General features: G+C 70.3%; 14 protein-coding genes. 7 read left to right on the top strand and 7 right to left on the bottom strand.

Annotated elements, in window-relative coordinates:
- Positions 1 to 3: 3 nt before the first annotated feature.
- The 6 genes from AB0B91_RS10810 to AB0B91_RS10785 form a co-directional block, all read right to left on the bottom strand.
- Complete coding sequence (locus tag AB0B91_RS10810; protein WP_358318067.1) at positions 4 to 990, bottom strand: ABC transporter permease; 987 nt, start codon at positions 988 to 990, stop codon at positions 4 to 6.
- 4 nt (positions 991 to 994) lie between these two features.
- Positions 995 to 2680 (bottom strand): ABC transporter substrate-binding protein, encoded by a 1686-nt coding sequence (locus AB0B91_RS10805; RefSeq protein ID WP_358318066.1) that lies wholly within the window; start codon positions 2678 to 2680, stop codon positions 995 to 997.
- Positions 2681 to 5044, bottom strand: a complete 2364-nt coding sequence (locus AB0B91_RS10800) for a glycoside hydrolase family 2 protein (RefSeq protein ID WP_358318065.1) — start codon at positions 5042 to 5044, stop codon at positions 2681 to 2683. It abuts the gene before it with no gap.
- Positions 5045 to 5136: 92 nt separating this feature from the next.
- Positions 5137 to 6159 (bottom strand): LacI family DNA-binding transcriptional regulator, encoded by a 1023-nt coding sequence (locus AB0B91_RS10795; RefSeq protein ID WP_358318064.1) that lies wholly within the window; start codon positions 6157 to 6159, stop codon positions 5137 to 5139.
- Positions 6160 to 6394: 235 nt separating this feature from the next.
- Positions 6395 to 7213: a hypothetical protein gene (locus tag AB0B91_RS10790; protein WP_358318063.1), complete on the bottom strand. Its 819-nt coding sequence runs from the start codon at positions 7211 to 7213 to the stop codon at positions 6395 to 6397.
- Positions 7210 to 15312 carry an RHS repeat-associated core domain-containing protein gene (locus AB0B91_RS10785; protein ID WP_358318062.1) on the bottom strand — a complete coding sequence of 2701 codons (8103 nt, stop codon included), beginning with the start codon at positions 15310 to 15312 and terminating at the stop codon, positions 7210 to 7212. The genes AB0B91_RS10790 and AB0B91_RS10785 overlap by 4 nt, the downstream gene beginning before the upstream one ends.
- Positions 15313 to 15519: 207 nt before the next feature.
- Here AB0B91_RS10785 and AB0B91_RS10780 point away from each other — a divergent pair, with 207 nt between their 5' ends.
- Entirely contained in the window at positions 15520 to 16638 is a 1119-nt protein-coding gene (locus tag AB0B91_RS10780) for a Dyp-type peroxidase (protein WP_358318061.1), read from the top strand.
- Positions 16639 to 16689: 51 nt separating this feature from the next.
- Here the strand turns inward: AB0B91_RS10780 and AB0B91_RS10775 are convergent, their stop codons facing one another.
- Entirely contained in the window at positions 16690 to 17103 is a 414-nt protein-coding gene (locus AB0B91_RS10775; protein ID WP_358318060.1) for a hypothetical protein, read from the bottom strand.
- 292 nt (positions 17104 to 17395) lie between these two features.
- Here AB0B91_RS10775 and AB0B91_RS10770 point away from each other — a divergent pair, with 292 nt between their 5' ends.
- The 6 genes from AB0B91_RS10770 to AB0B91_RS10745 all read left to right on the top strand — a co-directional run bounded on the left by AB0B91_RS10770 (position 17396) and on the right by AB0B91_RS10745 (position 25248).
- Complete coding sequence (locus AB0B91_RS10770) at positions 17396 to 20128, top strand: nitrate- and nitrite sensing domain-containing protein (protein WP_358318059.1); 2733 nt, start codon at positions 17396 to 17398, stop codon at positions 20126 to 20128.
- On the top strand, positions 20109 to 20534 hold the full coding sequence (locus AB0B91_RS10765) for a roadblock/LC7 domain-containing protein (RefSeq protein ID WP_358016687.1): 426 nt from the start codon (positions 20109 to 20111) through the stop codon (positions 20532 to 20534). Before AB0B91_RS10770 ends, AB0B91_RS10765 begins: the two co-directional genes overlap by 20 nt.
- Positions 20531 to 20881, top strand: coding sequence for a DUF742 domain-containing protein (locus AB0B91_RS10760; RefSeq protein WP_358318058.1), 351 nt, complete (start codon positions 20531 to 20533; stop codon positions 20879 to 20881). Before AB0B91_RS10765 ends, AB0B91_RS10760 begins: the two co-directional genes overlap by 4 nt.
- Positions 20862 to 21458: an ATP/GTP-binding protein gene (locus AB0B91_RS10755; protein ID WP_358318057.1), complete on the top strand. Its 597-nt coding sequence runs from the start codon at positions 20862 to 20864 to the stop codon at positions 21456 to 21458. The genes AB0B91_RS10760 and AB0B91_RS10755 overlap by 20 nt, the downstream gene beginning before the upstream one ends.
- A gap of 76 nt (positions 21459 to 21534) precedes the next feature.
- Entirely contained in the window at positions 21535 to 23478 is a 1944-nt protein-coding gene (locus tag AB0B91_RS10750) for a serine hydrolase (protein ID WP_358318056.1), read from the top strand.
- A 63-nt stretch (positions 23479 to 23541) separates the two neighbouring features.
- On the top strand, positions 23542 to 25248 hold the full coding sequence (locus AB0B91_RS10745) for a protein kinase (protein WP_358318055.1): 1707 nt from the start codon (positions 23542 to 23544) through the stop codon (positions 25246 to 25248).
- Positions 25249 to 25261: the final 13 nt, after the last annotated feature.

Below are 25261 nucleotides of genomic sequence, written 5' to 3'. Positions count from 1 at the left end.
GCCTCAGCCCGCCTTCCGCACTCGGGGGTCGATCAGCCCGTACAGCAGATCGACCAGGAGGTTGGCGGCCAGCACGGCCGCCGAGATCATGAGGAAGAGGCCCTGCATGAGCGGGTAGTCGGCGCTGCCGACGGCCTGCAGCAGCGCGAAGCCCACGCCGGGGTAGGAGAAGACCACCTCGGTGGCGACCTGGCCGCCGACGAAGAAGCCGAGCGTGATCGCGAACCCGGTCACGCTGGGCAGCACGGCGTTGCGGGCCGCGTACGCGATCATCACCCGGCGCGGGCGCAGCCCCTTCGCCCGCGCCATGACCACGTAGTCCTCGGCCATGGTCGAGACCATCATGTTGCGCATGCCCAGCAGCCACCCCGCGACCCCGGAGATCACCAGCGTGAGCGCGGGCAGCACACCGTGGTAGAGCACACTGCCGATGAACTCGCCGGTGAGGCCCATGCGCACGTGGGCGTAGTCGTAGGCGCCGTTGAGCGGGAACCAGCCGAGCCCCCCGCCCAGGAGGAAGAGCAGGAGCAGCGCCAGCCAGAAGTACGGGATCGCGGCCAGGAACGTCGTGGACGGGATGAGATTGTCCAGCCAGCTCCCCCGCCGCCACCCGGCCACCATGCCCAGCCCGACGCCCAGCGCCATCGTGATCAGCAGCGAGATCGAGACCAGCCCGAGCGTCCAGGGGATCGCCTGGCCGATCACGGTGGTCACCGGGGCCGGGTAGTAGGTGACGGAGGTGCCCAGGTCGCCGGTGGCCAGGTGGCGCAGGTAGGCGAGGTACTGGATCCACAGCGGGTCGTCGTTGACCCCGAACATGACCTCCAGGGTCCTGCGGAACTCCGGTGGCGGCGGTTGCCTGGTCTGGAAGCGCGCCAGGATGATGTCGACCGGGTTGCCCCTGATGAGGCGCGGGATGAGGAAGTTGATCGTCAGTGCCGCCCACAGCGCCACCGCGTAGAACCCGAGCTTGCGCCAGAGATATCCCATGTGATTACTGCGCCGGCTGGAGGTTCTTGGCCACGATGCCGTTGTCGGGGTGGGAGAACGGCAGGCCGAGCGCGTACGGGTTCTGCTCGGTGGGCCACCCGGTGACGTTGGTGGTCCGGAACTCCGCCAGGGAGCTGGACTGCTGCAGCGGGATGTAGGGCAGGTCGGCCACGACCGCGTCCTGGATGGCGTAGAGGGCCTGCTTGATCGTGTCCGCCTGCTCCGGCGGGGTGTTGGCGACGAGCTCCAGCGCCTCGTCCACGGCCGGGTTCTTGTAGCGGGCCATGTTCTGGTTGGCCGGGGGCACGCTCTTGCTGTTGAGGATGTTGTTGTACATCTGGAACGGGAGGGGGCCGCCCCAGGCGTTCCACAGCATCGCCTGGAAGTCGCCCTTCTGCTGGATGTCGACGAAGGCGTTGAAGGAGACCTCCTTCGCCTTGAACTCGATGCCGACCTCCTTGAGCTGCTGCTTCATGACCTGGGCGGCGGAGATGTAGTCGGTCCAGCCGGTCACCAGGTGGCAGGTGATGGACAGGCGCTTGCCGTCCTTGGCGTAGTAGCCGTCGCCGCCCTTGGTGTAGCCGGCCGCCTCAAGGAGCTGGCGGGCCTTGTCCTGGTTGTACTCGAGCTTCAGCGAGGCGTACTTCGGCGAGACGTAGTCCTGGAAGAGCGGCAGCACCAGGCCCAGCGGGCTGACCGGCTTGCCGAGCCCGGCGAACGCCAGGTCGATGATCTTGTCGCGGTCGAGCGCGACGTTGACGGCCTGGCGTACGGCCAGGTCGTTCAGCGGCGCCTTGGTGAGGTTCGGGATCAGGTTGGTGATGTAGAGGTGGGCCTCGTTCTTGTACTGGTTGTGCTGCGGGTCCTTGGCCACGAACTGCTTGTCCGGCTCGGGCATGAACATCCCGGCCCAGTCGAGCTGCCCGGCGACCAGCGCCTGCATGGAGGCGTCGTTGTTGTTGTACGTCCAGAACCGCAGCCCAGCGATCTTGGGCTTGCCGGTGTCCCAGTGCAGCGGGTTCTTGAGGAAGGTGTAGCTCTGCGGTGTGAACTCGCCCACCATGAACGGCCCCGTGCCGACCGGCTTGGGGTTGGTCTCCTTGCTCGGCTTGTCGATCTTCTCCCAGATGTGCTTGGGCACCATGTAGGTGGGGGCGCCCGCGACGTCCGAGAGCTTGGTGTACATCCGCTCGGTGAAGGTGATCTTCACTTGGGTGGGACTGAGGACCTGCGCGTCCTTGATGTTGGTGCCGGCCGCGTTCAGGTCCTTCTTGTCCCGGCGGTAGAGGAAGTTGAACGCCACGTCCTCGGCGGTGAACGGCTTGCCGTCACTCCACTTCACGCCCTCGCGCAGGGTGAAGGTGAGCGACCTGCCGTCGTCGCCGAACTCGTACTTGGTGGCCAGCAGCGGCTGGACGTCGCCGGACTTGGACTGGTTGAAGAACATCAGCGGCTCGTAGATCATCCCCCACGTGCCCATGAGGTTGGGGACGCCCTGGACCAGTGGGTTGAAGTTCTCGGTGAACTGGCCGGTCGCGGCGGCGACGTTCACCATCACGTCCTTGGCGGCGCCGCCCGGGGCCGACGCGGAGCTGGGCGCGGTGCTGCCGGCGGTCAGCGGCACCCCGCCGCCCGAACAGGCGGTGAGTACGGCAAGCGCGGCGCCTGCCATGATCTGCTTGACTCTCATCTACATCTCCATGTGGGGGGTATGGGCATTCACCCAGGTGATCGGCACACTCATTCCGATGTCGCGATTCAGCCGGAACCGATGGCTCTCGCCGGGCAGCAGCGTGATGAGCTGGTCGTCCACCTCGGCGTCGGGGTGGACCCGGTCGGGGAAGATCGCCAGGTCCCGGACCAGCGTGTGAGCGTCAACCGTGACGTCAAGCCCCTCGACCGTCACCGTGCACCGCCCCTCGGGCAGGTCGAGATCCTTGTCCGGCAGGAAGAACCACAGCGCCCGGCGCTCCCCCGCGCGCACCGCGACCAGCTCTCTGGCGGGGTCGGCCGGTTCGCCCACGCCTAGGGGCACGGTGACCGCGCCGCGCGGCGGCACCTCGATGTCGAAGCTCTCGGCCTGGAGCTCAACGCCGTCCACGCCGAGCCGCGCGGCCACCGCCGTGCTCACCCACGGCTCGTCGGTGTCGTTGACGGCCACCAGGGCCAGGCCGCCATCGCGCGGCTGCATGGTCAGCAGCCGCTCGGCGTAAGCCCGGCGCAGCGCGTGGAACAGCGGCTTCCTGCGCCCGTCGCCGTCGATCGCGGACCACGACGTGACCGGCCAGCAGTCGTTGAGCTGCCACACGATCGTGCCCGCGCAGTGCGGCCACAGGGACCTGAAGTGCTCCACGCCGAGCTGGATCGCCCTGGCCTGGTTGACCTGCGTCAGGTAGTGCCACTCGGCGAAGCTCGTGGGCGGCGGGAAGTGCGGCTTGAGCCCGGCGGCCAGTTTGAGCTCGCCGTCGATCGCCTTCTGGTGGTGCCGCATGCCGGGCGAGTCGGGCGTGAGCGGCTCGTCGCCGATGGCCCGCCTGATGGTCGCGTACGTGGCGGGCCCCTGGAAGCCGAACTCCGAGACGAACCGGGGCCGGTATTCGCGGTAGGCCGTGTAGTCGCGTTCGTTCCAGACATCCCAGATATGAATGTTGTGGTGGTCAGGGTCGTTGGGATGCAGGTCCATCGACCCCGAGTACGGGCTGCCCGGCCAGTACGGCCTGCCCGGGTCGAGCTCGGCCACGATGCCGGGCAGCAGGTCGAGGTAGTAGCCCCCGCCCCAGCTCCGCCCGGCCAGCTTCGCGCGCCAGCCCCAGTCGAACAGGCCCCAGATGTTCTCGTTGTTGCCGCACCACAGGGCCAGGCTCGGATGCGGCATGAGGCGGGTGACGTTCTCGCGGGCCTCGGCCTCGACCTCCGAACGCAGCGGCTCCTCCTCCGGATAGGCGGCGCAGGCGAACGCGAAGTCCTGCCAGACCAGCAGCCCCAGCTCGTCGCACAGGTCGTAGAAGTCGTCGCTCTCGTAGAGCCCGCCGCCCCAGACGCGCATCAGGTTGACGCCGGCCTCGCACGCCTGCGCGAGCCGCTCGGCGTAGCGGGCGCGGTCGATCCTGGCCGGGAAGCAGTCGTCGGGGATCCAGTTGACGCCCTTGGCGAAGATCGGGCGGCCGTTGACCTCGATCGTGAAGGCGCCGTCCGCCGTGTCCAGCTCGACGGTCCGGAACCCGATCTTCGACTGCCACGCATCGAGGTCGTCTCCGAGCGTCACGGTCAGCTCGTGCAGCGGCTGCGCGCCGTACCCCCGAGGCCACCACAGCTCCGGTTGGGAGATTTCGAGCTCAAGCAGCGCTTTGTCCTCTGGGAGCGCTCCCATAACAGACCTGCCGCAGACACTGGCGGTGATCAGCAGGTTCTCCTGTACGGCCCGCTCGACCTCGACGTGCACGGCGACCCGGGCGACACCGTCGGCGACGCTCACCACCGGCCGCACGGCGGCCAGCCGGGCACCGGTCCACTCGTGCAGCCCGATCGGCCGCCAGATGCCGGCCGTGACCAGCGTCGGCCCCCAGTCCCAGCCGAAGTCGCAGGCCATCTTCCTGATGAAGTTGAAGGGCTCCGTGTAGGTGCTCGGCCGGTCGCCGAGCTCGTCCTTCAGCCGCTCGGCGTACTCCCGCGCCGGCCGGAACGTGATCGCCAGCCGGTTACTTCCGACACGCAACGCCTGGCGGACATCGAACCTGTAGGAGCGGTGCATATTGGCGGTCTCGCCCACGAGAACGCCGTTGAGCTCGATCTCGGCCACGGTGTCGAGCCCTTCGCAGACCAGGTCGGTGTGCTCGTGCTCGGTGCCGTCCCACGAGAACTCCGTCTCGTAACGCCACTCGGTACGGCCCACCCAGTCCACGCGGTTCTCGTTGTCGTCGAGGTAGGGATCCGGGATCAGCCCGGCGGCGAGCAGGTCGGTGTGCACGCAACCGGGGACCGTGGCCGGAGCCCGCACGTCGCCGCTCGCCGAGCGGACGGTCCAGGATTCATGCAGGGGGCGGAACGATGTCATCAACCCTCCGGGCTTGAGCAGCGGGGATTGGCTGACATGCCATCACTAAACCCGTTTAGTTGCAATGATTAGTCGGTGAGATTTCCGCTCGGTTACTGAACCGGGTCAGCGCAGGGGGCGGTGCTCCCCCTGTCCACCAGGCGCGGCTCGGCCTGCCGCGAGTCGCCGACCTCGCGGCCCTCGACCAGGTCGAGCAGCGACCTGGCGGCCTGGGCGCCGAACGCGGCGATGTCCCTGCTCACCGCCGTCAGGTGGGGCCGGGACAGCAGGCACAGGGCGGAGTCGTCCCAGGCCACGACGGACAGCTCGGCGGGCACCGAGATCCCCGCCTCGCGAGCGGCGGCGGTGCCCGCCACGGCCATCACATCGTTGTCGTACACGATGGCGGTCGGCCGCCCTGGCCCGCGCAGCAGGTCGAGGGTGATCCGCTCGGCGCTCTCGCCGCTGTAGTCGGCGTACACGGTGACGGCCGCCACCCCCAGCCTGGCGGCCGCCTCCCGCATCGCGCCGGTCCTGACGCGGGTGTGCCTGAGCTCCTCCTGCCCCGCGACCCTGGCGATCCTGCGGTGCCCCAGCGCGGCCAGGTGCTCCATCACGACGCCGATCGCGCCGGCGTCGTCGCTCCAGACGGCGGGCAGCCGCCCCGTCCCCTCCGGTCCGCCGATCACCACGGCGGGCAGCTTCAGCTCCTCCAGCACGGCGATCCTGGCGTCCTCGGCCCTCAGATCGACGACGAACACCCCGGCCACCCGGTGCTGCGCCCACCATTTCCGATAAATCGCGATTTCGTGCTCGGGGTCCTCGGTCATCTGCAGCAGCAGTCCGACGGACGCCGCCGACAGCGTGGCCTCGATGCCGGAGATCAGCTGCATGAAGAACGGCTCCAGCCCCAGCGTGCGCGCCGGCCGGTCCACCACGAGACCCAGCACGTCGGGCCGCCCGTCGGACAGGGCCCGCGCCAGGCTGTTCGGCTGCCAGCCCAGCTCGGCGGCGATGGCCTGGATGCGGCGGCGGGTCGCGCTGGAGACGCCGGGACGGCCGTTCAACGCGAACGACACCGCACCCTTCGAGACACCGGCCCTGCGGGCGATGTCGTCGATCGTGGGTCGCTTCATACGGCCGCCCCTGAATTTACCGGTTCACTTTCGCCGCGCACGCGACCTTACGTGAATCCATCTCAATGAAGGTCGGCCGCTGGCGCAAGCCCTCGGAGGAGGTCGGCGGTGGCTCGGGTGATCGTCCATCATCGCGGCTCCGGGGCGGAGCGGCCTCACGACGGGGCGGCCTCACGACGGAGCGGCCTCACGACGGGGCGGCCTCACGACGGAGCGGCCTCACGACGGGGCGGCCTCACGACGGGGCGGCTTCAGGCGGGGCGAGGCCGGCGAGGGACTCGCGGACCCGGGCGGTCAGCTCCTCGTCGGAGAGGTCGCCGGGCTCGCGAAGGTCCGGGTCGGCCGTGTAGTCCTCCAGGGCGTAGAAGACGTCCAGCAGTGCCCGTTCCAGGCCGTCACGGACCCGATCTCCCTCCTCAAGGGAGCGTCGGCGGGCGGCCAGCCAGGCCGGCGCGAAGGATGCGGCGGGCAGGTCGCCGCACGCCAGTGCCCTCATAAGAGCCAGTTGCTCGGCCACCCCGGTGCCCGGAGCGACCTCGGCCGGCGTGGACGCCGACGGATGTCGCGGAGGGAACCGCGCGGCGATCGTCGCCAGCTCCGGCCGCGAGCCGGCCAGCCTTTTCGCGTATCTGGCGAACCTCACCCTGGCCTCGTCGATCCCGGTGTCCAGGCACGCCCGGACGAACCGGGCGTCCCCCGCGACCAGCGCGTATCCCTGCCCCGTGACGAGGACGGCGCCGGACAGCCCGGGAAGGGCGAGCAGGAGGCCGCTGTCGGACCGGGGCAGCCCGGCCAGCGGCACCCGCAGCTCAAGGACGCCTTCGGCGGCATGCCGCGCGCCGACCCGCCCGGCGAGGACGTGGTCCACGCCGGACGCCCGGGCGCCGGCGGAGACCCGGCCCGCGAGCCGTTCGTCCGGCGGCCAGGACGCGGGCACCGGCACCACCGCCTTGGCGCCCTCGTCCAGCCACCGGCCGCCGAACCGGTGGGGGCCGTCGAGGAGCGCCTCGGCCAGCTCCCCACTCGTCGCGGGGTCGCCTCCGCCTGCCGTCAATACAGGTAACCCTTGTCTATGATGCCCGCGAGCTGCTTGCTTCCGAGGTTCCAGGCGGACCAGAACGACCCGTCCGCGTGGAGCATCACCATCTTGCCCGTACTGGGATCGATGAAGCCGACCGCCGTGCCCTGTCCCCGGTAGTTGAACCGGTAGATCTTGGTTCCCGGCGCGGCCATGTGGTCCCGCATGGCCTTCTCGAACGCCTGCATCGAGGCCTTGTTGCGGGTGCCCTTGATGCCGAAGTCGGCGGCGTGCGCGTCGAACTTCTTGCTCATCGTCTTCTGGCTGGTGAAGTTGGCCTTGCCGAGCCAGGACGCCTTCGGGCAGGCGCCGTTGTGGACCAGCAGGTTCGCCGCGCCGGCGGCCACATAGAACGTGTGCGTCCCGCCGACCGTGAGGTTGTAGACGCGGTCCCATCTGAAGAGCTTGCGGACCGCGCTGACCTGCACATAGGTGCCGGCGGAGGTCCGCAGCCACGTGCCGGGGACGAGGTCGCCGGCCTCGACCCATTCGCGGCGGTCCGGGACCCAGAACGGGTGCCCGTCGGTCGCGGTGACCGTGCCCCGTTCTCCGTCCAGGTTCACGGTCAGCTCGACGAGGCTCTTCGACCCGAGGCCCTGGATGAGCGCGGTGACGGGCTCGCCGCGGGTGGCCCCGGTCGCCGGATCGGTCACCATGACCAGCTCGCCGACCCGCACCTCGCTGATCGGCTTGCGTGTCCCGTCCGCCATGAGGACCGGGGTGTCGCCGGTGAAGCTGTTGCCCACGCACTGCGCGACCTTGCCGAACTGGAACGCCTTGCCGAACATCCCGAGCCCGCAGCCGAGCAGCGCCTGCGCGCCGACGCTGCCCCACTCGACCTTGCGGCCGGACAGCCGCTGGGTCAGGTACTCCAGGCCGCCGCCGAACAGCGCGCCGCCCAGGCAGGCGGCCAGCATCGGGCTGTTGCCGCTCGGGTCGGTCGCGTTGACCGGGTCGCCGGCCGCGTAACCGTAGAGGTTGGCCCCGCCGTCGACGCCGACCGGGTCCTCGCTGATGAACCGGCCGAGCGTCGGGCTGTAGTAGCGGGCGCGGTAGAACAGCAGGCCGGTGCCGTCGTCCTCGCGGCCGGTGTACGTGAACCCGTTGCCGCCCGGATCACCGGTGGCCGTCGTGCCGCCGTTGGGGTCGTAGGAGTAGGCCGTCTTCAGGCTGCCGTCGTCGGCGCCGAGCGCCAGCGTGCTGCCCTGGAGATCGGTGAGATAGGTCTGGGTCCCGGCCCCGCTGGTGCGGCCGAACCACTGGTCGATCGCGCCGGACATCAGCTCGGCCGTGACGTTCCCCGACGCGTCGGTCTCGGCGATGGGGTTGTCCCCGCCGGCCAGGTAGCCGGTCACGGTGCCGTTGACCGTGCGGCGGTCCCGCTGCCCCTCGGCGTCGTAACGGAACCCGGCGGTCAGGCCGGCCCGGCTGAGGCCCTTGAGCTGGCCTCGGGCGTTCCAGTCGTAGGTGGTGGTGCCGTCGCCGGTGAGGTTGCCGTCGGGGTCGTACGACAGCGTCTGCCCCGAACGGCTGGTCAGCCGGTTGGCCGCGTCGTAGACCATCCCGCTGACCGCCGCCGGCAGCGCGACCTTGGCGAACGAGCCGGTGACGTCGGCGATCTGGCCGAGCGGGTCGTAGCCGTAGGCCAGGCCGCCCTTGTCGGTCGTACCGTGGCGGTAGGTGATCCCGGTGACCCGGCCCGCGTCGTCGTAGCCGTAGTGCTGGCTCCAGCCCCCGGGCAGGTCGAGGCGGTCCTCCCGGCCCGCGTCGTCGTAGTGCGGGGCCACGGCCACGTTTCCGCGGGCGATCCGCTTGACCGCGCCGGTGTCGTCGTAGTCGTAGGTGACGGGCGCCCGGCCGAGGACGGTGACGCTGGTCCGCTGGTCCGCCGCGTCGTACCCGTAGTCGACCTGCCCGGCCGGGCGCGTGACCCGGGTGACCCGGTCGAGGTCGTCGTAGGTGAAGACCGTGTCGCCGCCGGCGGCCGTGTCCGCGATGCGCTTGAGCCGGTCGGCCTCGTCGTAGGTGAAGACCACGGTCGATTCGGCGGTGGTGCCGCTGACGCCGTAGTCGACCTGCTTGGTCCGGCCGAGGGCGTCGTAGGCGAACTTGGTGAGCTTGCCGTTGCGGCTGGTCGTGGTGGCGACCTGCCCGGCCTTGTCGTAGGTCGTGATCGTCGATCTGCCGAGCGGGTCGGTGACCTTGGTGACCCGGTCCGAGGCGTCGTACTCCCAGGACATCGAGTTGTTGCGCGGATCGGTGAGCTTGGTGCGGTTGCCGTTCTCGTCGTAGCCGAAGGCGAACGTCCGGCCCAGCGGGTCCGTCACGGAGCCGATCTGGTTGCGGGCGTCATAGGCGATCGTCGAGACGGCTCCGGCCGGGTCGGTGGTCTGGGTGATCCGGCCGGCGTTGTCGGTGAAGAAGCGGGAGACGCGGCCTGTCGGATCGGTGGAGGTCTTCAGGTCGCCGAGGCTGTAGGTGTTGGTGGTGACCTTGCCGGCCGCGTCGGTGACGGTGAGCACCTGGCCCGCGGAGTTGTAGCGGGTCTTGCTGACCCGGCCCAGCGGGTCGGTCTCGGTGAGGAGGTTGCCCTTGTCGTCGTACTCGTACGTGGTGGTCTTGCCCAGCTCGTCGGTGACGGCCGAGGGCAGGTCGAAGGGCCCGCCGTAGACGGTCTTCACGCCCTTCGCCTCGGCCGGGGTGCCCGACAGCCGGGTGGACTGGGTGAGCCGGCCTTCGCCGTCGTAGGACATGGACGTGGTCCGGCCCGTGGAGTCGGTCATCGAGTCGATCCGCTGGCCGCTGCCGCGGGTGAAGGTCGTCGTGCTCGCCTCGGGCGTGCCGTACGCCTCGGTCTGGCTGGTCGCCGCGCCGGCCGCGTTGAAGGTGATCCGTTGCACCGCGCCGTTCGGCTGGGTGACCCGGGTCTCGGTGATCTTCCCGGCGGTGTCGGTGACGTAGTCGAACGTGTAGATCTGCCCGTCCGTCAGCGTCTGCTTGGCCACGCGGCCCGCGGCGTCGTACTCGTTGGTCAGGTAGGTGATGCCCCGGGTGTCGGTCGCGGTGAACATGCGGCCGGCGGAGTCGTAGGTGTACCTCATGACCTTGCCGCCGGTGTCGGTGACCGTCTCCAGCCTGCCACCGGTGTTGTACGTGTAGCCCACCGTGCGGCCGATGTTGTCCCGCAGGCCGGTGACCCGGTTGTTCGCGTTGTACGCCAGCTTGATCCACTTGCCGTTGGGCGAGGTGATCTGGACGAGGTTGAGCTGGCCGTCGCGGGTCAAGGTGATCGTGTTGTCGTTGCGGTCCCTGATCTCCGCCAGCGGCTGGTACTGCGGGAAGTAGTACCGCATGCCGTCGCGCCGCCACAGTTCCCAGCCGTCGCGCGTGTTGTCGCGTCTGATGGTCGAGCCTCGGTACTCGCCGGGAGTGTTCACGGCGGCGAAGACCGCGTCTCCGAAGCCCGTTCCTGGAGAGGTCCGGACGTAGTGGATGATCGCGCCGCCCGGGATGTAGAGGTCGACCTCCTGGTACTGCTGCTCCGAGTGCAGGAAGGCGTTGTAGGCCCCGATCTGCCCGATCCCGAAGTCACGGTTGGCGGTGTCGCCCTGGTAGAGCGTGCGGGTGACCTCGATCGGCAGCACGTCGTCGACGGCGAGGTCGGTGCGCGAGTCCATGAGCTGACCGGTGGACAGCTGCACCGGGTCGCCGTTGATCCAGTCCCAGACGTCCTTGAACCAGCCCTGCAGCCACTTCGGCAGCGACGCGGTGTTGAACATCCCACCGTAGAACGACCACACCTTGGTGCCGGGATCCGGTACGACCTGCGTCGCGTCGGCACTCACCTTGCCGTGACCGTAGACGTGCCAGCCCTGCCGCTCCGGGTCGTAGTTCCAGAAGTCCACGGTCTGGCCCGGCGGCAGCTTGGTGTAGTTCGGGTAGACGACGCGGGCGCCGTCGGGGAAGACGAAGGTGCCGCCGGGCTGCACGGTGAAGTAGACGGGCACGATGCCGTTCGGCGGCAGCGGGAAGGGCGGCCGGTCGATCGGGATCGGCGTGATGCCCAGCTCGGTGATGACCTTGCCGAACTTGTCGCGGATCACCGACCCCGCCGGGATGCGCACCTCCAGGCCGGGGATCTTCGGCGTGGTGAGCACGACCTCCTTGGTGGCCGGCGAGTCGAACTTCACCATGTACTGGGTGTCGAGCCGCTGCATCCAGATGGTGTACGGGAGCACGGTGGTCCGCCCGGCGGCCAGGTCCACCTTGACCGAGTAGAAGCCGTAGCGGTGGCCCTTCGTGCTGGCCGCGGCACCGTCGACGTCGAGCGTCGAGGTTCCGGCGGGCAGACCGGTGAGCAGGAAGCGGCCCTTGCCGTCGGTGGTCCCCTTGACCCGGCCGACGGTCAGCGCGACCTTCGGCAGCGGCTTGCCGTCGATCGTCCGGATCACGCCGGACAGTGCCGTGACCCCGGTGGAAGCCAGCGCCGGCTCGATCGTCGCGGGCTCGGCCCGCCGGATGTTCCAGTCGACGCCTTGCAGGTTGCCCTTGTCGGGCTTCCAGTCCCCCTCGCCGTACGGTGTCTCACCGGCGAAGGTGGCGGGCCGGATCGCCGGGGTGGCCGACGGGGTCGGGGACGGCGAGGCGGCCGGACCCGAGGTCGCGTCCGTGGCGGCGGGCGCCGGCGGCGCGAGCGTGGTCCTGGTGGCGAGCGCGAGGCCGACCTGCCCGGTCAGGCCCTTGGTCGGGTCGACCACGACCGTGTACGTCCCGGCCGCGGGAAGGTCCGCGACGTTGACGGTCGTGTTGGCGGACATGTAGGTGTTGCTGAGCTGGGTCCCATCAGGCTTGATGACGGCCACGTAGATCGGCCCGGTGAAGCTCGGCACCCCGGTGACGGCGAGCTTGACCTTCTGGGCGGCGGTGCCGGTGAAGGTGTAGGCCGCGTCCTGCCCGGCGCGGGCGATCGTGGCGTTGACGACGGCGCCGCCCAGGGTGAGCGAGCCGGCCGCGATCCGGTTGGAGAGCGTGGCCGTGACCGACCCCGTTCCCGCCTTCGTCGGGTCGATCACAACCTGGTACGTCCCGGTCTGCGGGAGTTTGGCAATGTCGATCTCGTCGGCCGTCGCGGCCGAGATATAGGTGTTCTTCACCACGACCGTGCCGTCCGGCGCCAGCACGTTGACGTACATCGGCTGGTTGACGGTGTTGGGGGTGAGGCCGATGCCGACGGCGCCGTCCGCCGTCCCGGCGAAGGTCAGGACCGCGTCCTGACCGGCGCGCGAGATCGCCGCCGCCACTCCGGCGCCGGTGGGCGTCAGCGTCCCGGTGAGCGGCTCGGACAGCGTGGCCGTGATCGAGCCGGTGACCGCCTGGGTGGGGTCGATCACCACTCGGTACGTACCGGTCTGCGGAAGTTTGACGATGTCGATCTCGTCAGCCGCCGCAGCCGAGACGTAGAAGTTCTTCACCGTGACCGTGCCGTCCGGCGCCAGCACGTTGACGTACACGGCCTTGGCCAGCGTGTTCGCCGTCAACCCCAGGCTCACGGCGCGGTCCGCCGTCCCGGCGAAGGTCAGGACCGCGTCCTGACCGGCGCGCGAGAGCGCCGACGTCACCCCGGCGCCGGTGGGCGTCAGCGTCCCGGTGAGCGGCTCGGACAGCGTGGCCGTGATCGAGCCGGTGGCCGCGTCATTGGGATCGATCACCACCCGGTACGTACCGGTCTGCGGAAGTTTCTCGATGTCGATCTCGTCGGCGGCCGCGGCGGACACGTAGAAGTTCTTCACCGTGACCGTGCCGTCCGGCGCCAGCACGTTGACGTACGCCGACTTGGTCAGCGTGTTCGCCGTCAGCCCCAGGCTCACGGGGCGGTCCGCCGTCCCGGCGAAGGTGAGGATGGCGTCCTGACCGGGCCGCGGGATCGGCAGCACCGCGGCCGCGCCCGTCGCCGTGATCTGGCCGCCGGACACCGGGCTCGACAGCGTCACCGTGACCGAGCCGGTGCTCGCCTGGTCCGGGTCGATCAGCACCTGGTAGGTGCCGGTCTGCGGCAGCTTGGCGATGTCGATCTCACCGGAGGTCGTCGAGGACAGGAACTGGTTGTCCACGACGACGGTCCCGTCCGGCGCCACCACGTCCAGGTAGATCGTCTTGCCGAAGGTGTTCGCGGTGAGACCGAGGCTCACCGCGGCGTCGGCGGTGCCCGCGAAGGTCAATCCCGCGTCCTGGCCCGGCCGGGCGATCGTCACGACCGACCCGGCCTCCGTCGCCGACAGCACGCCACTGGCCACCGGTACGGAGAGCGTCGCCGTGATCGAGCCGGTACCGCCCAAGTTGGCATCGACGACGACCCGGTAGGTGCCGGACGCCGGCAGCTTCGGAATGTCGATCTCCCCCGACGCGCCGGCGGCGAAGATCCGGCTGTCGACCACCGTCGTGCCGTCGGGGGCCGTCACGTTGACGATCCACAACTTGTCGATCGTGGTGCCGGTGAATCCCAGGCTCACGGCGGCGTCCGCGGCCCCGGTGAAAGTGAACGCCACGTCCTGGCCCGGCCGGGCGATCGTCGCGGTCGATCCCGCGGCCGTGGCCGACAGCGGGCCGCCGGACACCGGGGACGACAGCGTCGCCGTGACCGAGCCGGTCGCGGCGGAGGCGGGATCGATGACGACCCGGTAAATGCCGGATATCGGCAGCTTCGGAAGATCGAGGTCACCTGACGTGCCGGCGGAGTAATTGTAGTTGTCGACCACCGTGCCGTTCGGCCCCACCACGTCGACGTTCCAGTACTTGTCGATCGTGCTACCGGTGAATCCCACGCTCACGGCGGCGTCCGCGGCCCCGACGAAGGTGAAGACCGCGCGCTGGCCCGGCCGGGCGATCGTCGCGGTCGATCCCGCGGCCGTGGCCGACAGCAGGCCGCCGGACACCGGGAACGACAGCGTCACCGTGACCTGACCTGTCGCCGTCGCCGTGCTCGGATCGAGCAGGAGCTGGTAGGTCCGCCCTTCGGCGAGACCGCTGAGGTGCAGTGATCCACTGCTGCTGGAGACAGTGACGTTCTGGATTCTCGTGCCCGCGTAGTTGTAGACGGTCGCGTTGATCGTGCCCAGCGTGCTCCCCGTCAGCCCGACGTCGACCTCACCTGACGCCGGCGCGTCGAACACGACGAGCGCGGACTTGCCCGCGCTGGAGATGAGGACGGGCTGCGCCTCGCCGCCGACCTGCAGGCGGGTCGTGTTCTCGATGGTGGCCGGGTCCACCGCGGTCAGGGGGACGATGAAGTCCGCGGCTGAGGTCGCCTCTCCGGCGGGGGTCGCGACCAGCACCTTGCCGGAGCTCGCGCCGTTGGGAACCACGAACGTCAGCTGCGTGGCCGTGGCCGCCGTCACCTCGGCGCGCAACCCGTTGATGCTGACGATGTTGTCCGACAGCGCGCTCGCGAAGCCGGATCCGGTGATGGTGACCGCGGTGGTCGGCGGACCGGTCTGCGGAGTGACCGCGGTGAGGGCGGGTCCAGGACCGGCCACGGTGAACGTCCCGGCCTGCGCGGTGGTGCCGCCGACGGTGACGGCGACCGCACCGGTGGTCACGCTCGCCGGCACCGTCACCGTGAGCGAGGTGGCGGTGGCGGCGGTCACGGTGGCGGCGGCGCCGTTGAACGAGACGGCGTTGCCCGACGGAGTGGCGGAGAAGCCGGTGCCGGAGAGGCGCACGGTCGATCCGGGCCGGCCGGCGACCGGGACGACGCTCATCACCGAGAGCTGCGTCGCGGGGTACCGCTCGATGCCGGTCAGGTTGCCGGCCGGGTCGTAGCTGTACTTGGCGGCCTCGCCGCCGGGGTGCGTGACGCCGGTCAGCATGCCCGCCGCGTCATAGGCGTAGACGGCGGGACCCGCCGCGTCCGCGACGGCCGCCGTGGCCTTGACACTCGCCGGTGGTGGCCGGTCGTGATCGGGAAGTGCCGCGGGTAAGACGGTTCGGGAGCTCTGAGCCAGTACGGGAAGTGGCGAAAAGACGACACTAAGCCCGAGCAGTATCGCCAGGAGCTTTCCACGGACGAAACCCGACATATGGCACTCCCCCGCGACAATGCCCAAGGGAAGTCGGAATTATCCCGACTGTCCGCTTTATATAGGCTTTACTCGGCGATTGGGAACACTAAGCCGGACGATCACTGAAAACAAGACTGATTATTTACAGCGTCTCAGTTCGGCAACAGATCTTGACCCGATCGGCAACCTGATGTTTTGTGTCCTGTCGAACAGTACGGAGAATCTGTGACACCACGCCGGTCGGCAGCCCAGACGTCATCCACCGACCCCGGAGTCACCACCCGGCGCGGCGCCATGGCCCTCGCCGGCCTCGCGGCCGTCTGCGCGATGACCGCCGCCGACTCCGGCGACGAGCCGGCGTTCGAGGCCACCGACGTCGCTCCGCTGCCCGCCGTGCTCCTGCCCCCCGCTTCGCACGTCGTCCTCACCGCGCTCGACGTACCGTCCGGCGCCGATGCCGTACGCTCCCTCGACGCGCTGGCCCGGCTGGCCCGCGAGCCCGGCGGCGGAACACAGGCGGCCATCGCCCTCGGTGCGTCGTGGTTCGACAAGGCCGGCCTGGCGGCGGCTCGGCCCGTCGCGCTGACGCCGATGCCCGCCTTCGTCGGAGACGTGCTCGACCCCGCCCTGGTCCACGGCGACCTGCTCCTTCAGGTCAGTGCCGGCACCGCCGAGCTGGCCAGGCAGGTGAGCGGCTCGTTGCTGCGAGCCGCGCCCGGAGTTCGAGTCCGATGGGAGAAGCAGGGCTTCCGGGCGGGCGGCCAGCTGAGCGAAGGGCGGGCCCTGGCCCGCAACCTGTTCGGTTTCATGGAGGGCCACGGCAACCCCTCCTACCGGAGCAGCCCCGGCGCGGCGGAGGTGGCCCGCGTGGCGGCCGGCTCGGGCGAACCGCGATGGGCGGTGGGCGGCAGCTACCAGGTCGTCCGCATCATCCGTTTCGCCACCCGGCTCTGGGACCTCGAACCCGTGCCCGTACAGGAGCGGGTCATGGGACGCCGCCGCGACGGGACCTGGCTGGACGGCACCCACTCCACCGGCAGACCCGTGTTCGACGCCGACCCGGAGGGCCGGATCACTCCCCTGGACGCCCACACCCGCCGCGCCAACCCAGGCACCTCAGGGGTCGCCGCCCCCAGGATGCTCCGGCGGGGCTACTCCTACCATGACGGCCCCGAGGACCAGGGCATGCTGTTCGTGGCCTTCCAGGGCGATCTTGAGCAGGGGTTCGCCGGGGTCCAGCGCCGGCTGGCCGGGCAGACGCTCGACAGGTACACGCTCACGGTCGGCGGCGGATACTACTTCCTGCTCGACCTCTCCCGTGGGCCGGCGAATATCGCGGTGTGATCGGCGGCTTTTTCACTATCGGCTATTGAGCAGTTACTCAAACAGGTCCCTTTACTTGATGACGCGGCCGACGAGTTTCCCGCCGTCGAACGGGACGGCCAGGCAATACGCCGTTCTGTACCTCGGCCAGTCCGCCTCCGTCGGAACGATTACGGTCGCACCGGCCTCACCTATTCTCGACTCCACGTACCGCATCTTCGGCCCGCACCCCATCGCGGCCAGCCCCACCACTTCGCCGGAGCCCGGCCACGGGCCGTTCGGAATGACGTAGGTGGTGGCGAACTCCGCCGCATGCGGCACCGAACAAGGCACCACCGTCACCATGGCGTTTTCGGGCATGGGCTCGATGCAGTCGCCGGGACGCAGTTCGGTGGCGTGATACCGCTGCCCGGCAACGGCAGGGGCGGCGGTGCAGCCGAGGAGCGCGCTCACCAGGCACGCGCCCGCGAGCAAGGGACGGATCATGAGGCTGGATGGTGCCAGGTTGAGATCACGCAACAGTTTCGGGCAGCGCTGGTCCGGCGATCGTCACTGTGGGTGAAAAGCCAACGGTGACGATCACCAACCGTGTGCTGACACGCTGTCAACACGCCATTTGGCCGTATTCTTCGCATCTGGAGCTTGAAGTGCATGTGCCCCATCGGCATAGTGGACGCACCACAGGCGTACGTACCAGTCGTGGCAGGCAACCTGGGGGGCCACCACCAGTTCACGACGGCTAAGCGGCGCACACCACGCGCGGAATTGGACATGATGGATGAGCTCGCCCCCGCCGATCCGTACCAAGCTGCTCAGGATCCTCCTGCTTCCGCTGGTCTCCATGATCGCCCTGTGGGGGTTCATCGCCTACTCCAGCGTGGACGAGATCTCCTCGATCTCCCAGACGCAGGACCGGTGGGAGGCCATCGGGTCGCCGGTGCTGGAGTTGATCATCGAGTTACAGCAGGAGCGCCAGCTTTCGGCGGCGGCACCGCGCAGCACCGGGTCGTACGCGCCACTGGCCGAGCAGCGGCCGATCACCGACAGCAAGGCCGACCGCCTGCGCGAGGTCATCGGATCCGTTGACGTCGGGCCGGAAGGCGAGACCCCGGCCGAGGTGCAGGCGCTGGTGAAGGCGCTCGACGGCCTCCAGTCGCTGCGCGCGTCCGCGGACGACGGCGCGTTGTCCCCGCGGCTGAAGGTCATCAACGCGTACAACGACCTGATCGACGTCGCCTACCGGCAGTTCAGCGACCGCGACGCGTTGAGCGGCCTCTCCTCCGCCCGTGCGGTGCGTGGCATGGCGGCCTACAGCGCCACGTCGGAGTACCTGGGCCGGGAGCACGCCGTGCTCACCAACACGATCGTGCACCACAAGATGACCCCCACCGACCGGGCCTCGTTCGTCGAAGCGATGACCAGCCGCAGGATCTTCTTCGCCAACGCCGCGCGCGACGCGGGTCCCGCCCTGAAGGCGAGCTACGACAGGCTGGTCGACAGCGCCCCGTACAAGCGACTGGAGGCGGTGGAGGACCGGCTGTTCGTGTGGGACACCAACGGATCACCGCCGGTGGAGCCGGCCGAGTGGAAGAGCGACGCCGAGTCCCTCCTCAGCGTGATCAACCGGGACACGCACACGGAGCTGGGCCGCACCTCGATCGAGTCCGAGGATCTGAAGGCCGGAGCCTACTGGCGGATCGGCCTGGTCCTGGTCCTGGGCCTGCTGGCGGTCGTCGGGTCGGTGGCGCTGTCCTTCCGGTTCGGCCGTTCGCTGATCTCCGAGCTCAAGCGGCTGCAGTCGTCCGCGGTGGAGCTGGCCGAGGAGCGGCTGCCCCGGCTGGTCGAGCGGCTGCGCCGCGGCGACGACGTGGATCCGGCCACCGAGGCGCCCGGCCTGGACCCGGCGCACACCGCCGAGGTCGATCGCGTGGTGAACGCGTTCGCCGCCGTACGCCGCACGGCGGTCGAGGCCGCGGTGGGCCAGGCGACCCTGCGCAAGGGCGTCGCCCAGGTCTTCCTCAACCTGGCCTGGCGCAACCAGGCGCTGCTCCACCGCCAGCTCGCGCTGCTCGACACCATGGAGCGCCGGATCGAGGAGCCGGAGGTCCTGGAGGACCTGTTCAAGCTCGACCACCTGACCACCCGCATGCGGCGGCACGCGGAGAACCTGATCATCCTGTCCGACTCCGCCCCCGCGCGCCGCTGGCGCGACCCCGTGTCGCTGTTCGACGTCGTACGCGCCGCGGTGCTGGAGGTCGAGGACTACACCCGCGTCACGATCGCGCCGATGCCGAACGCCCCGATGCTGGTCGGCGCCGCGGTCACCGACGTGATCCACCTGATCGCCGAGCTGGTGGAGAACGCCGCCGTCTTCTCCCCGCCCGACACGACCGTGCACATCCGCAGCATGACGGCGGCGAACGGCTTCGCGCTCGAGGTGGAGGACCGGGGCCTGGGGTTGAACCAGGCCACCCTCGACGAGCTCAACGCCCGGCTGGCCGACCCGCCGGAGTTCGACCTGGCCGACAGCGACCGGCTCGGCCTGTTCGTGGTCTCCAGGCTCGCGGTCCGGCACAGCATCAAGATCGCGCTGCGCCGCTCGCCGTACGACGGGACCACGGCGATCGTGCTGCTGCCCACCGCCCTGCTCGCCCTCTCCGAGCCCCCGGCCGTCACCACGGCGACGCAGACGGCGACGCACACGGCGGAACGCACCACGGGCCGCGCGGGCAGGCCCATGCGCGCGCTCGGCACGGGGCCCGCCGACGGCCGGCCCCGCGTGGTGTCCGTGGCCCCGGAGCCCTTGCCCAACGACGCTCCGGACCCCTTCCCGAGCGTCGCTCCGGACCCACTCCCCAGCGTCGCTCCGGACCCCTTCCCGAGTTTCCCCTCGGATGCCTTCCCGAGCCTCGACCCGGAGCCCTTCTCGGCCCGCGGGCCGGAGGCCGCGAACGGCCGGGAGTTCCCGGGCGCCGACGGGGACGCGGGCGGCCTGGGCGGCCTCCCGGACTGGCCCGTGGATGACTCGGAGCCCGAGCGCGTGGCCTGGTTCGAGGCCACCCCAGCATCGCCGAGGCAGACCCCGCCGGCCGGAACCGGCCCGGCGAACGGACCGGTGATCGACCCGGCGAACGGACCGGTGAGCCCCTCAGCGAACGAGGCCGGTAGCGGGTCCGTCGCCGAGCCGAGGACCGGCCCCGTCACGCGACGGGTGCCCGGCGCCTCCATCCCCGGTCCGTCCGTCGAGTGGAGCGTCACCGTACCGGCCCAGGATGCCGACGAAGACCTCGACGGGTTGCCGATGCGCGTGCCGCAGGCGAATATGGCTCCGCAACTACGTGCCGCCAAGCGCGCGGACCGGAGCTCCGTCTCGGTGCGCTCGCCGGAGGAGCTCTCACAGCTCATGTCGTCCATGCAGCGCGGCTGGCAGGAAGGCCGCAGCCAAACGGAGCAGGGACAAGACGTATGGAATCGAAAGGACGACCATCCCGATGCCCGACCCCAGAAGTGAACTGAGCTGGCTGCTCGACGACCTCACCCAGCGAGTCCCCGGCATCCGGCACGCCATCGTGCTGTCCGCCGACGGGCTGGCCATGGGCGGCTCCCGGGAGCTGACCCGGGAGGACTCCGAGCACCTGTCCGCCATCTCCGCCGGCAGCCACAGCCTCGCCATGGGCGCGGGACGGCACTTCGGTCTGGGCGGCGTACGTCAGACGATCATCGAGATGGAGGGTGGCTTCCTGTTCGTCACCGCCGCCGGCCAGGGCGCCCGGCTGGCCGTGATCGCCTCGGGCGACGCCGAGCTGGGCATGGTCACCTACGAGATGGCGCTCATGGTCAAGCGGGTCGGCGAGCACCTCTCCTCCCAGCCGAGGGGAGCGGCACCGGCACCCGCCTGGAACGGCGCCAGACCGTGACCGGGGAGGATCCCGGGCCGCTGATCCGGCTGTTCGGGCTGACCGGCGGCAGGGCGCGCCCGCGGGGCGAGACGTTCGACCTGGTGGCCATCGTCACCACGGTCGGCGGCTCCCACGCGCACGTGGACCTGATCCCGGAGCATCACACCGTGCTGTCGGTGTGCCGCAGGCCCACGCCCGTGGCGGATGTCGCGGCGCACCTCAAGCTGCCGCTCAACATCACCCGGGTGATCCTGAGTGACCTGCGGCGAGAGGGCCTGGTCACCATCGAACGCCCGCGTCCGGCGGCGCAGACCATCGACGAACGCATCTACAGGGAAGTGCTGCATGGACTACGCAGCCTCTGAGCCGGGGGCGACCTCGGTCGCCTCGGCCTTGGCACTCAAGATCCTCATCGCGGGCGGCTTCGGCGTCGGCAAGACGACCTTGGTCGGCACGATCAGCGAGATCCGGCCGCTGCACACCGAGGAGCTGCTGAGCGAGCGGAGCATGGGGGTGGACGACACCTCGGGCGTGGAGTCCAAGACCACCACCACGGTGGCGCTGGATTTCGGCCGCATCACGATCCGCGACGGGCTGTGGCTGTACCTGTTCGGCACCCCCGGGCAGGACCGGTTCTGGTTCATGTGGGATGAGCTGTCCGTCGGCGCGCTCGGCGCCGTCGTGCTGGCCGACACCCGCCGCCTGCAGGACTGCTTTCCGGCGGTGGACTACTTCGAGCAGCGCGGCATCCCGTTCGTGGTCTGCGTGAACTGCTTCGACGGCGCCCGCCGCCACGACCCGGCCAAGGTCCGGCGGGCGCTCGGGCTCAGCGAGACCATCCCGATCGTGCTGTGCGACGTGCGCGAGCGCGACTCGGTCAAGGACGTGCTCACCACACTGGTCATGTACGCGGTGGAAGGCGCCTCCGCGTCGCCGAATTGAGTAGGGGGGTGCTCATGCCCTCCCCCCTCCCCGCTCCCACGATCGAGGTGATCGATCGACTCTGGGGGGAGACGACATGGGCGACCCATCGATGCCGTACAGCCGGCGCGCCGTCCTGCACGCGGGCGCCGCGCTGGGCGCGCTCATCGGCCTGGACAGGGGCGGGATGGTGCCGGCGGCGGGGTTCGCCGAGCGCCTCGCCGCCGGTACGACGCGAGCCGCTGGCCCGTTCGCCTGGGTGGCGCGGCACAACCTGACCGCGGCGCAGTACCAGGCGGAGTTCGACCGGCTGAACGGCCAGGGCTACCGGCTCACGCACGTGGACGGCTATGAGGCGGGCGGGCAGGCCCTGTACGCGGCCATCTGGGAACGCATGCCAGGACCGCCGCTGGTCGCGCGCCACGGCCTCACCGGGGCGCAGTACCAGGCCGAGTTCGACCGGCTGAACGGCCAGGGCTACCGCCCGGCGCACGTGGTCGGTTACCAGGTCGGCGGGCAGGCCCTGTTCGCCGCCATCTGGGAGCAGACCGGCGGCCCGCCATGGGTGGCCCGCCACAACCTCACCGCCGCCCAGTACCAAGCCGAATTCGACCGATTGACCGGCCAGGGCTACCGCCCCGTGCAGGTGGACGGTTACCAGGTCGGCGGGCAGACCCTGTTCGCCGCCATCTGGGAGCAGACCGGCGGCCCGCCATGGGTGGCCCGCCACAACCTCACCGCCGCCCAGTACCAAGCCGAATTCGACCGGCTGAACGGTCAGGGCTACCGCCCCATGCGCGTCAGCGGCTACACCGTGGGCGGCACCGATCTGTACGCGGCGATCTGGGCACGCGGCGCCGGCCCGCGCTGGTCGGCCCGCCACGGCCTCAGCTCCGCCGACTACCAGCTCGCCTTCGACGCGCACCAGAGCCAGGGCTTCCGGCCCGCGCGGGTGAGCGGTTACGGCAGTGGCACGCCCCGGTTCGCGGCGATCTGGTGGAACCAGGCACCGGCCGCCGGCGACTTCGCCCCCGTCGACGCGGTCGTCAACCGCTACCTGACCAGTGCCGGCGTCGCGGGCATCTCGCTCGCGATCGCCCGCCGCGGCGCGCTCGTCTTCGCCCGGGGGTACGGCCGGGCCAACCGGGAGACCGGCGAGCAGCTCACCGAACGGCACCTGCTCCGCGTCGCCAGCGTCTCCAAGCCGGTCACGTCGGTCGCGATCATGCGGCTCGTCGAGGCCGGGCGGCTGAGGCTCGGGCAACGGGTGTTCGGCACCGGCGGCGTCCTCGGCACCCGCTACGGCACCCAGCCGTACGGCACGGGCATCGAGGCCATCACCATCCAGCACCTCCTTCAGCACACCGCCGGCGGCTGGACCAACGACGGCAACGACCCGATGTTCACCAACCCCGGCATGGACCACGCGCAGCTGATCGGCTGGGTGCTCGACAACCGGCCCCTGCAGCACACCCCGGGCACCACCTACCTGTACTCCAACTTCGGCTACTGCGTGCTCGGCCGGGTCATCGAACAGGTCACCGGGCAGGCGTACGCCGATCACATACGCCAGAACGTGCTCGCGCCCAGCGGGATCACCAACATGCACCTCGCCGGCGACACCCGCGCCGAGCGACGCTCCGACGAGGTGGTCTACTACGGCGCCGACGACCCGTACGGCATGCGCGTACGACGGATGGACTCCCACGGCGGCTGGCTCGCCTCGCCCACGGACCTCCTGCGGTTCGCGGTGCGGGCCGACGGGTTCGCCACGGTGCCCGACCTGCTGCGCAGGGACACGATCAGCACGATGACCACGCCGTCGGCGGCGAACTCCGGATACGCCTGCGGCTGGGCCGTCAACTCCAGCGACAACTGGTGGCACACGGGACACCTGCCCGGCACCGAGGCCGTGCTCGTGCGTACCGGGAACGAGTTCTGCTGGGCGGCGGTGGCCAACGGCAACGGCGTCGACCTCGACGCGATGATGTGGGACGTCTACCGGGCGGTCGCCGCCTGGCCGGCGCACGACCTGTTCTAGAGGCCGGGTTACTGCTTATCCTGGCTCTTCGCACCACGACATCGAGATGATCGAAGGTGGGCCGTGGGCCCGCGTCCCCTGGATCCGGACGAGCCTGAGCGGATAGGCGACTACCGGTTAACCGGCGTGCTCGGCCAGGGCGGGCAAGGGGTGGTCTACCTCGGAGAGGCGCCGTCGGCGGGCCGCGTCGCGATCAAGGTGTTGCACCACAGCGCCTCGATGGACGCCGAGAGCCGCCGGCGGTTCCTGCGCGAGGCGGACACCGCCCGGCGGGTCGCCCCCTTCTGCACCGCGCGGGTGCTGGGCGTGGGGGACGTCCACGGCCGCCCCTACGTCGTCAGCGAGTACATCCCCGGCGGGTCCCTGGCCGAGGCGGTCGCCACCGACGGCCCGCGGACCGGCAGCGGGCTGCACCGTCTGGCGGTCGCCACGCTGACGGCTCTGACCGCGATCCACCGGGCTGGGATCGTGCACCGCGACTTCAAGCCCGGCAACGTGATCCTCGGTCCCGAGGGTCCGGTGGTCATCGACTTCGGCATCGCCCGCGCCCTGGACCACACCACCATCGAGTCCGGCGTGGTGGGCACCCCCGCCTACATCGCCCCGGAGCAGTTCGCCGGGCAACCGCCCAGCCGGGCGTCGGACGTGTTCAGCTGGGCGTGCACGATGGCGTTCGCGGCGACGGGGCGTCTAGCCTTCGGCGGCGCGACGATTCCCGCGCTCCTGTACTCCATCTCCACCCGCGACCCCGACCTGGCCGGTGTGCCCGGCGACCTCCGCCCGCTGCTCGCGGCCTGCCTGAGCAAGGACCCCGCCGCCCGGCCCACCGCCGCCGACCTGCTGCGCGACCTCACCGGGAGCGACCCGCAGAGCCGGCCCACCGCCGCCGACTTGCTTCGCGAGCACTCCGGCAGCGACCCGCGCACCTCGGCGGACGCCCAGCCGCCCTTATCGGCGGGGCCGGATCCGTCCACCGCGATCCCCCCGACGTCGCGCGCCGCCATACAGAAGACCACCCCGGGAAGGACGCGGTCACGGCGGTGGATCCTGGGTGTCGCGGCCGGTCTGGCGGCGGTGCTCGTCGCGGGCGTGATCCTCGTGCCGAAGTTCAGCTCGCACGAGGCGCCGGCGAACGGCCCGCTGCTCTACGCCGACGACTTCAGCGACCGTGGCAACTGGGACGGCTACACCTTCAACCCCACTGCCGAAGGCGACAACCGGACCGTGCACGGGTACGAGATCGACCGCGGTGTCTACTCCCTCTTTGCCGACAAGGGCTACCCGAACAACCCCGCCCTCTCCCCCGTGCCGGCCAAGAACCCGGCCTCGCCGGCCGCGGTCGAACGCGACGTGCTGATCGGCGCGACGGCCGAGGTGCGGGCGGGCTCGACGGGCCGGGCGAGCTTCGGGCTCCTGTGCCGATGGGACGAAGAGGTACCCAACGGGTACGCGTTCCTGCTCGGCCTCGACGGCACCGCGCGCGTCGTCAGGAACGCCCAGGGCACCAATCTCGACGTGACGCCTCCCGTACAGGCCGGGGCGCCGGCCGCCGGGCGGCAGGTCCGCATCCAGGCCGCCTGCCGGCAGTCCGGCACCGGAACCCACCTGACGCTCTGGATCGACGGAACCCAGACGATCGACGTCGTCGACTCTCAGACGCTGCCGGACAGCTCGATCAGTCAGGCGGGCGTGGTCGCGCGGGTGCCGGAGGCCGGCGGCGGTGTCATCACCGTGTCGTTCGACGACTTCAGCGTCCATCGGGCGCAGTGACGCACCCGTTCAG

The organism is Nonomuraea sp. NPDC049141 (assembly GCF_040648415.1).
Classification (GTDB): Bacteria; Actinomycetota; Actinomycetes; order Streptosporangiales; family Streptosporangiaceae; genus Nonomuraea.
The sequence above is the reverse complement of the archived record's forward strand: the minus strand, read 5'-3'. Positions and strand labels throughout refer to the sequence as shown.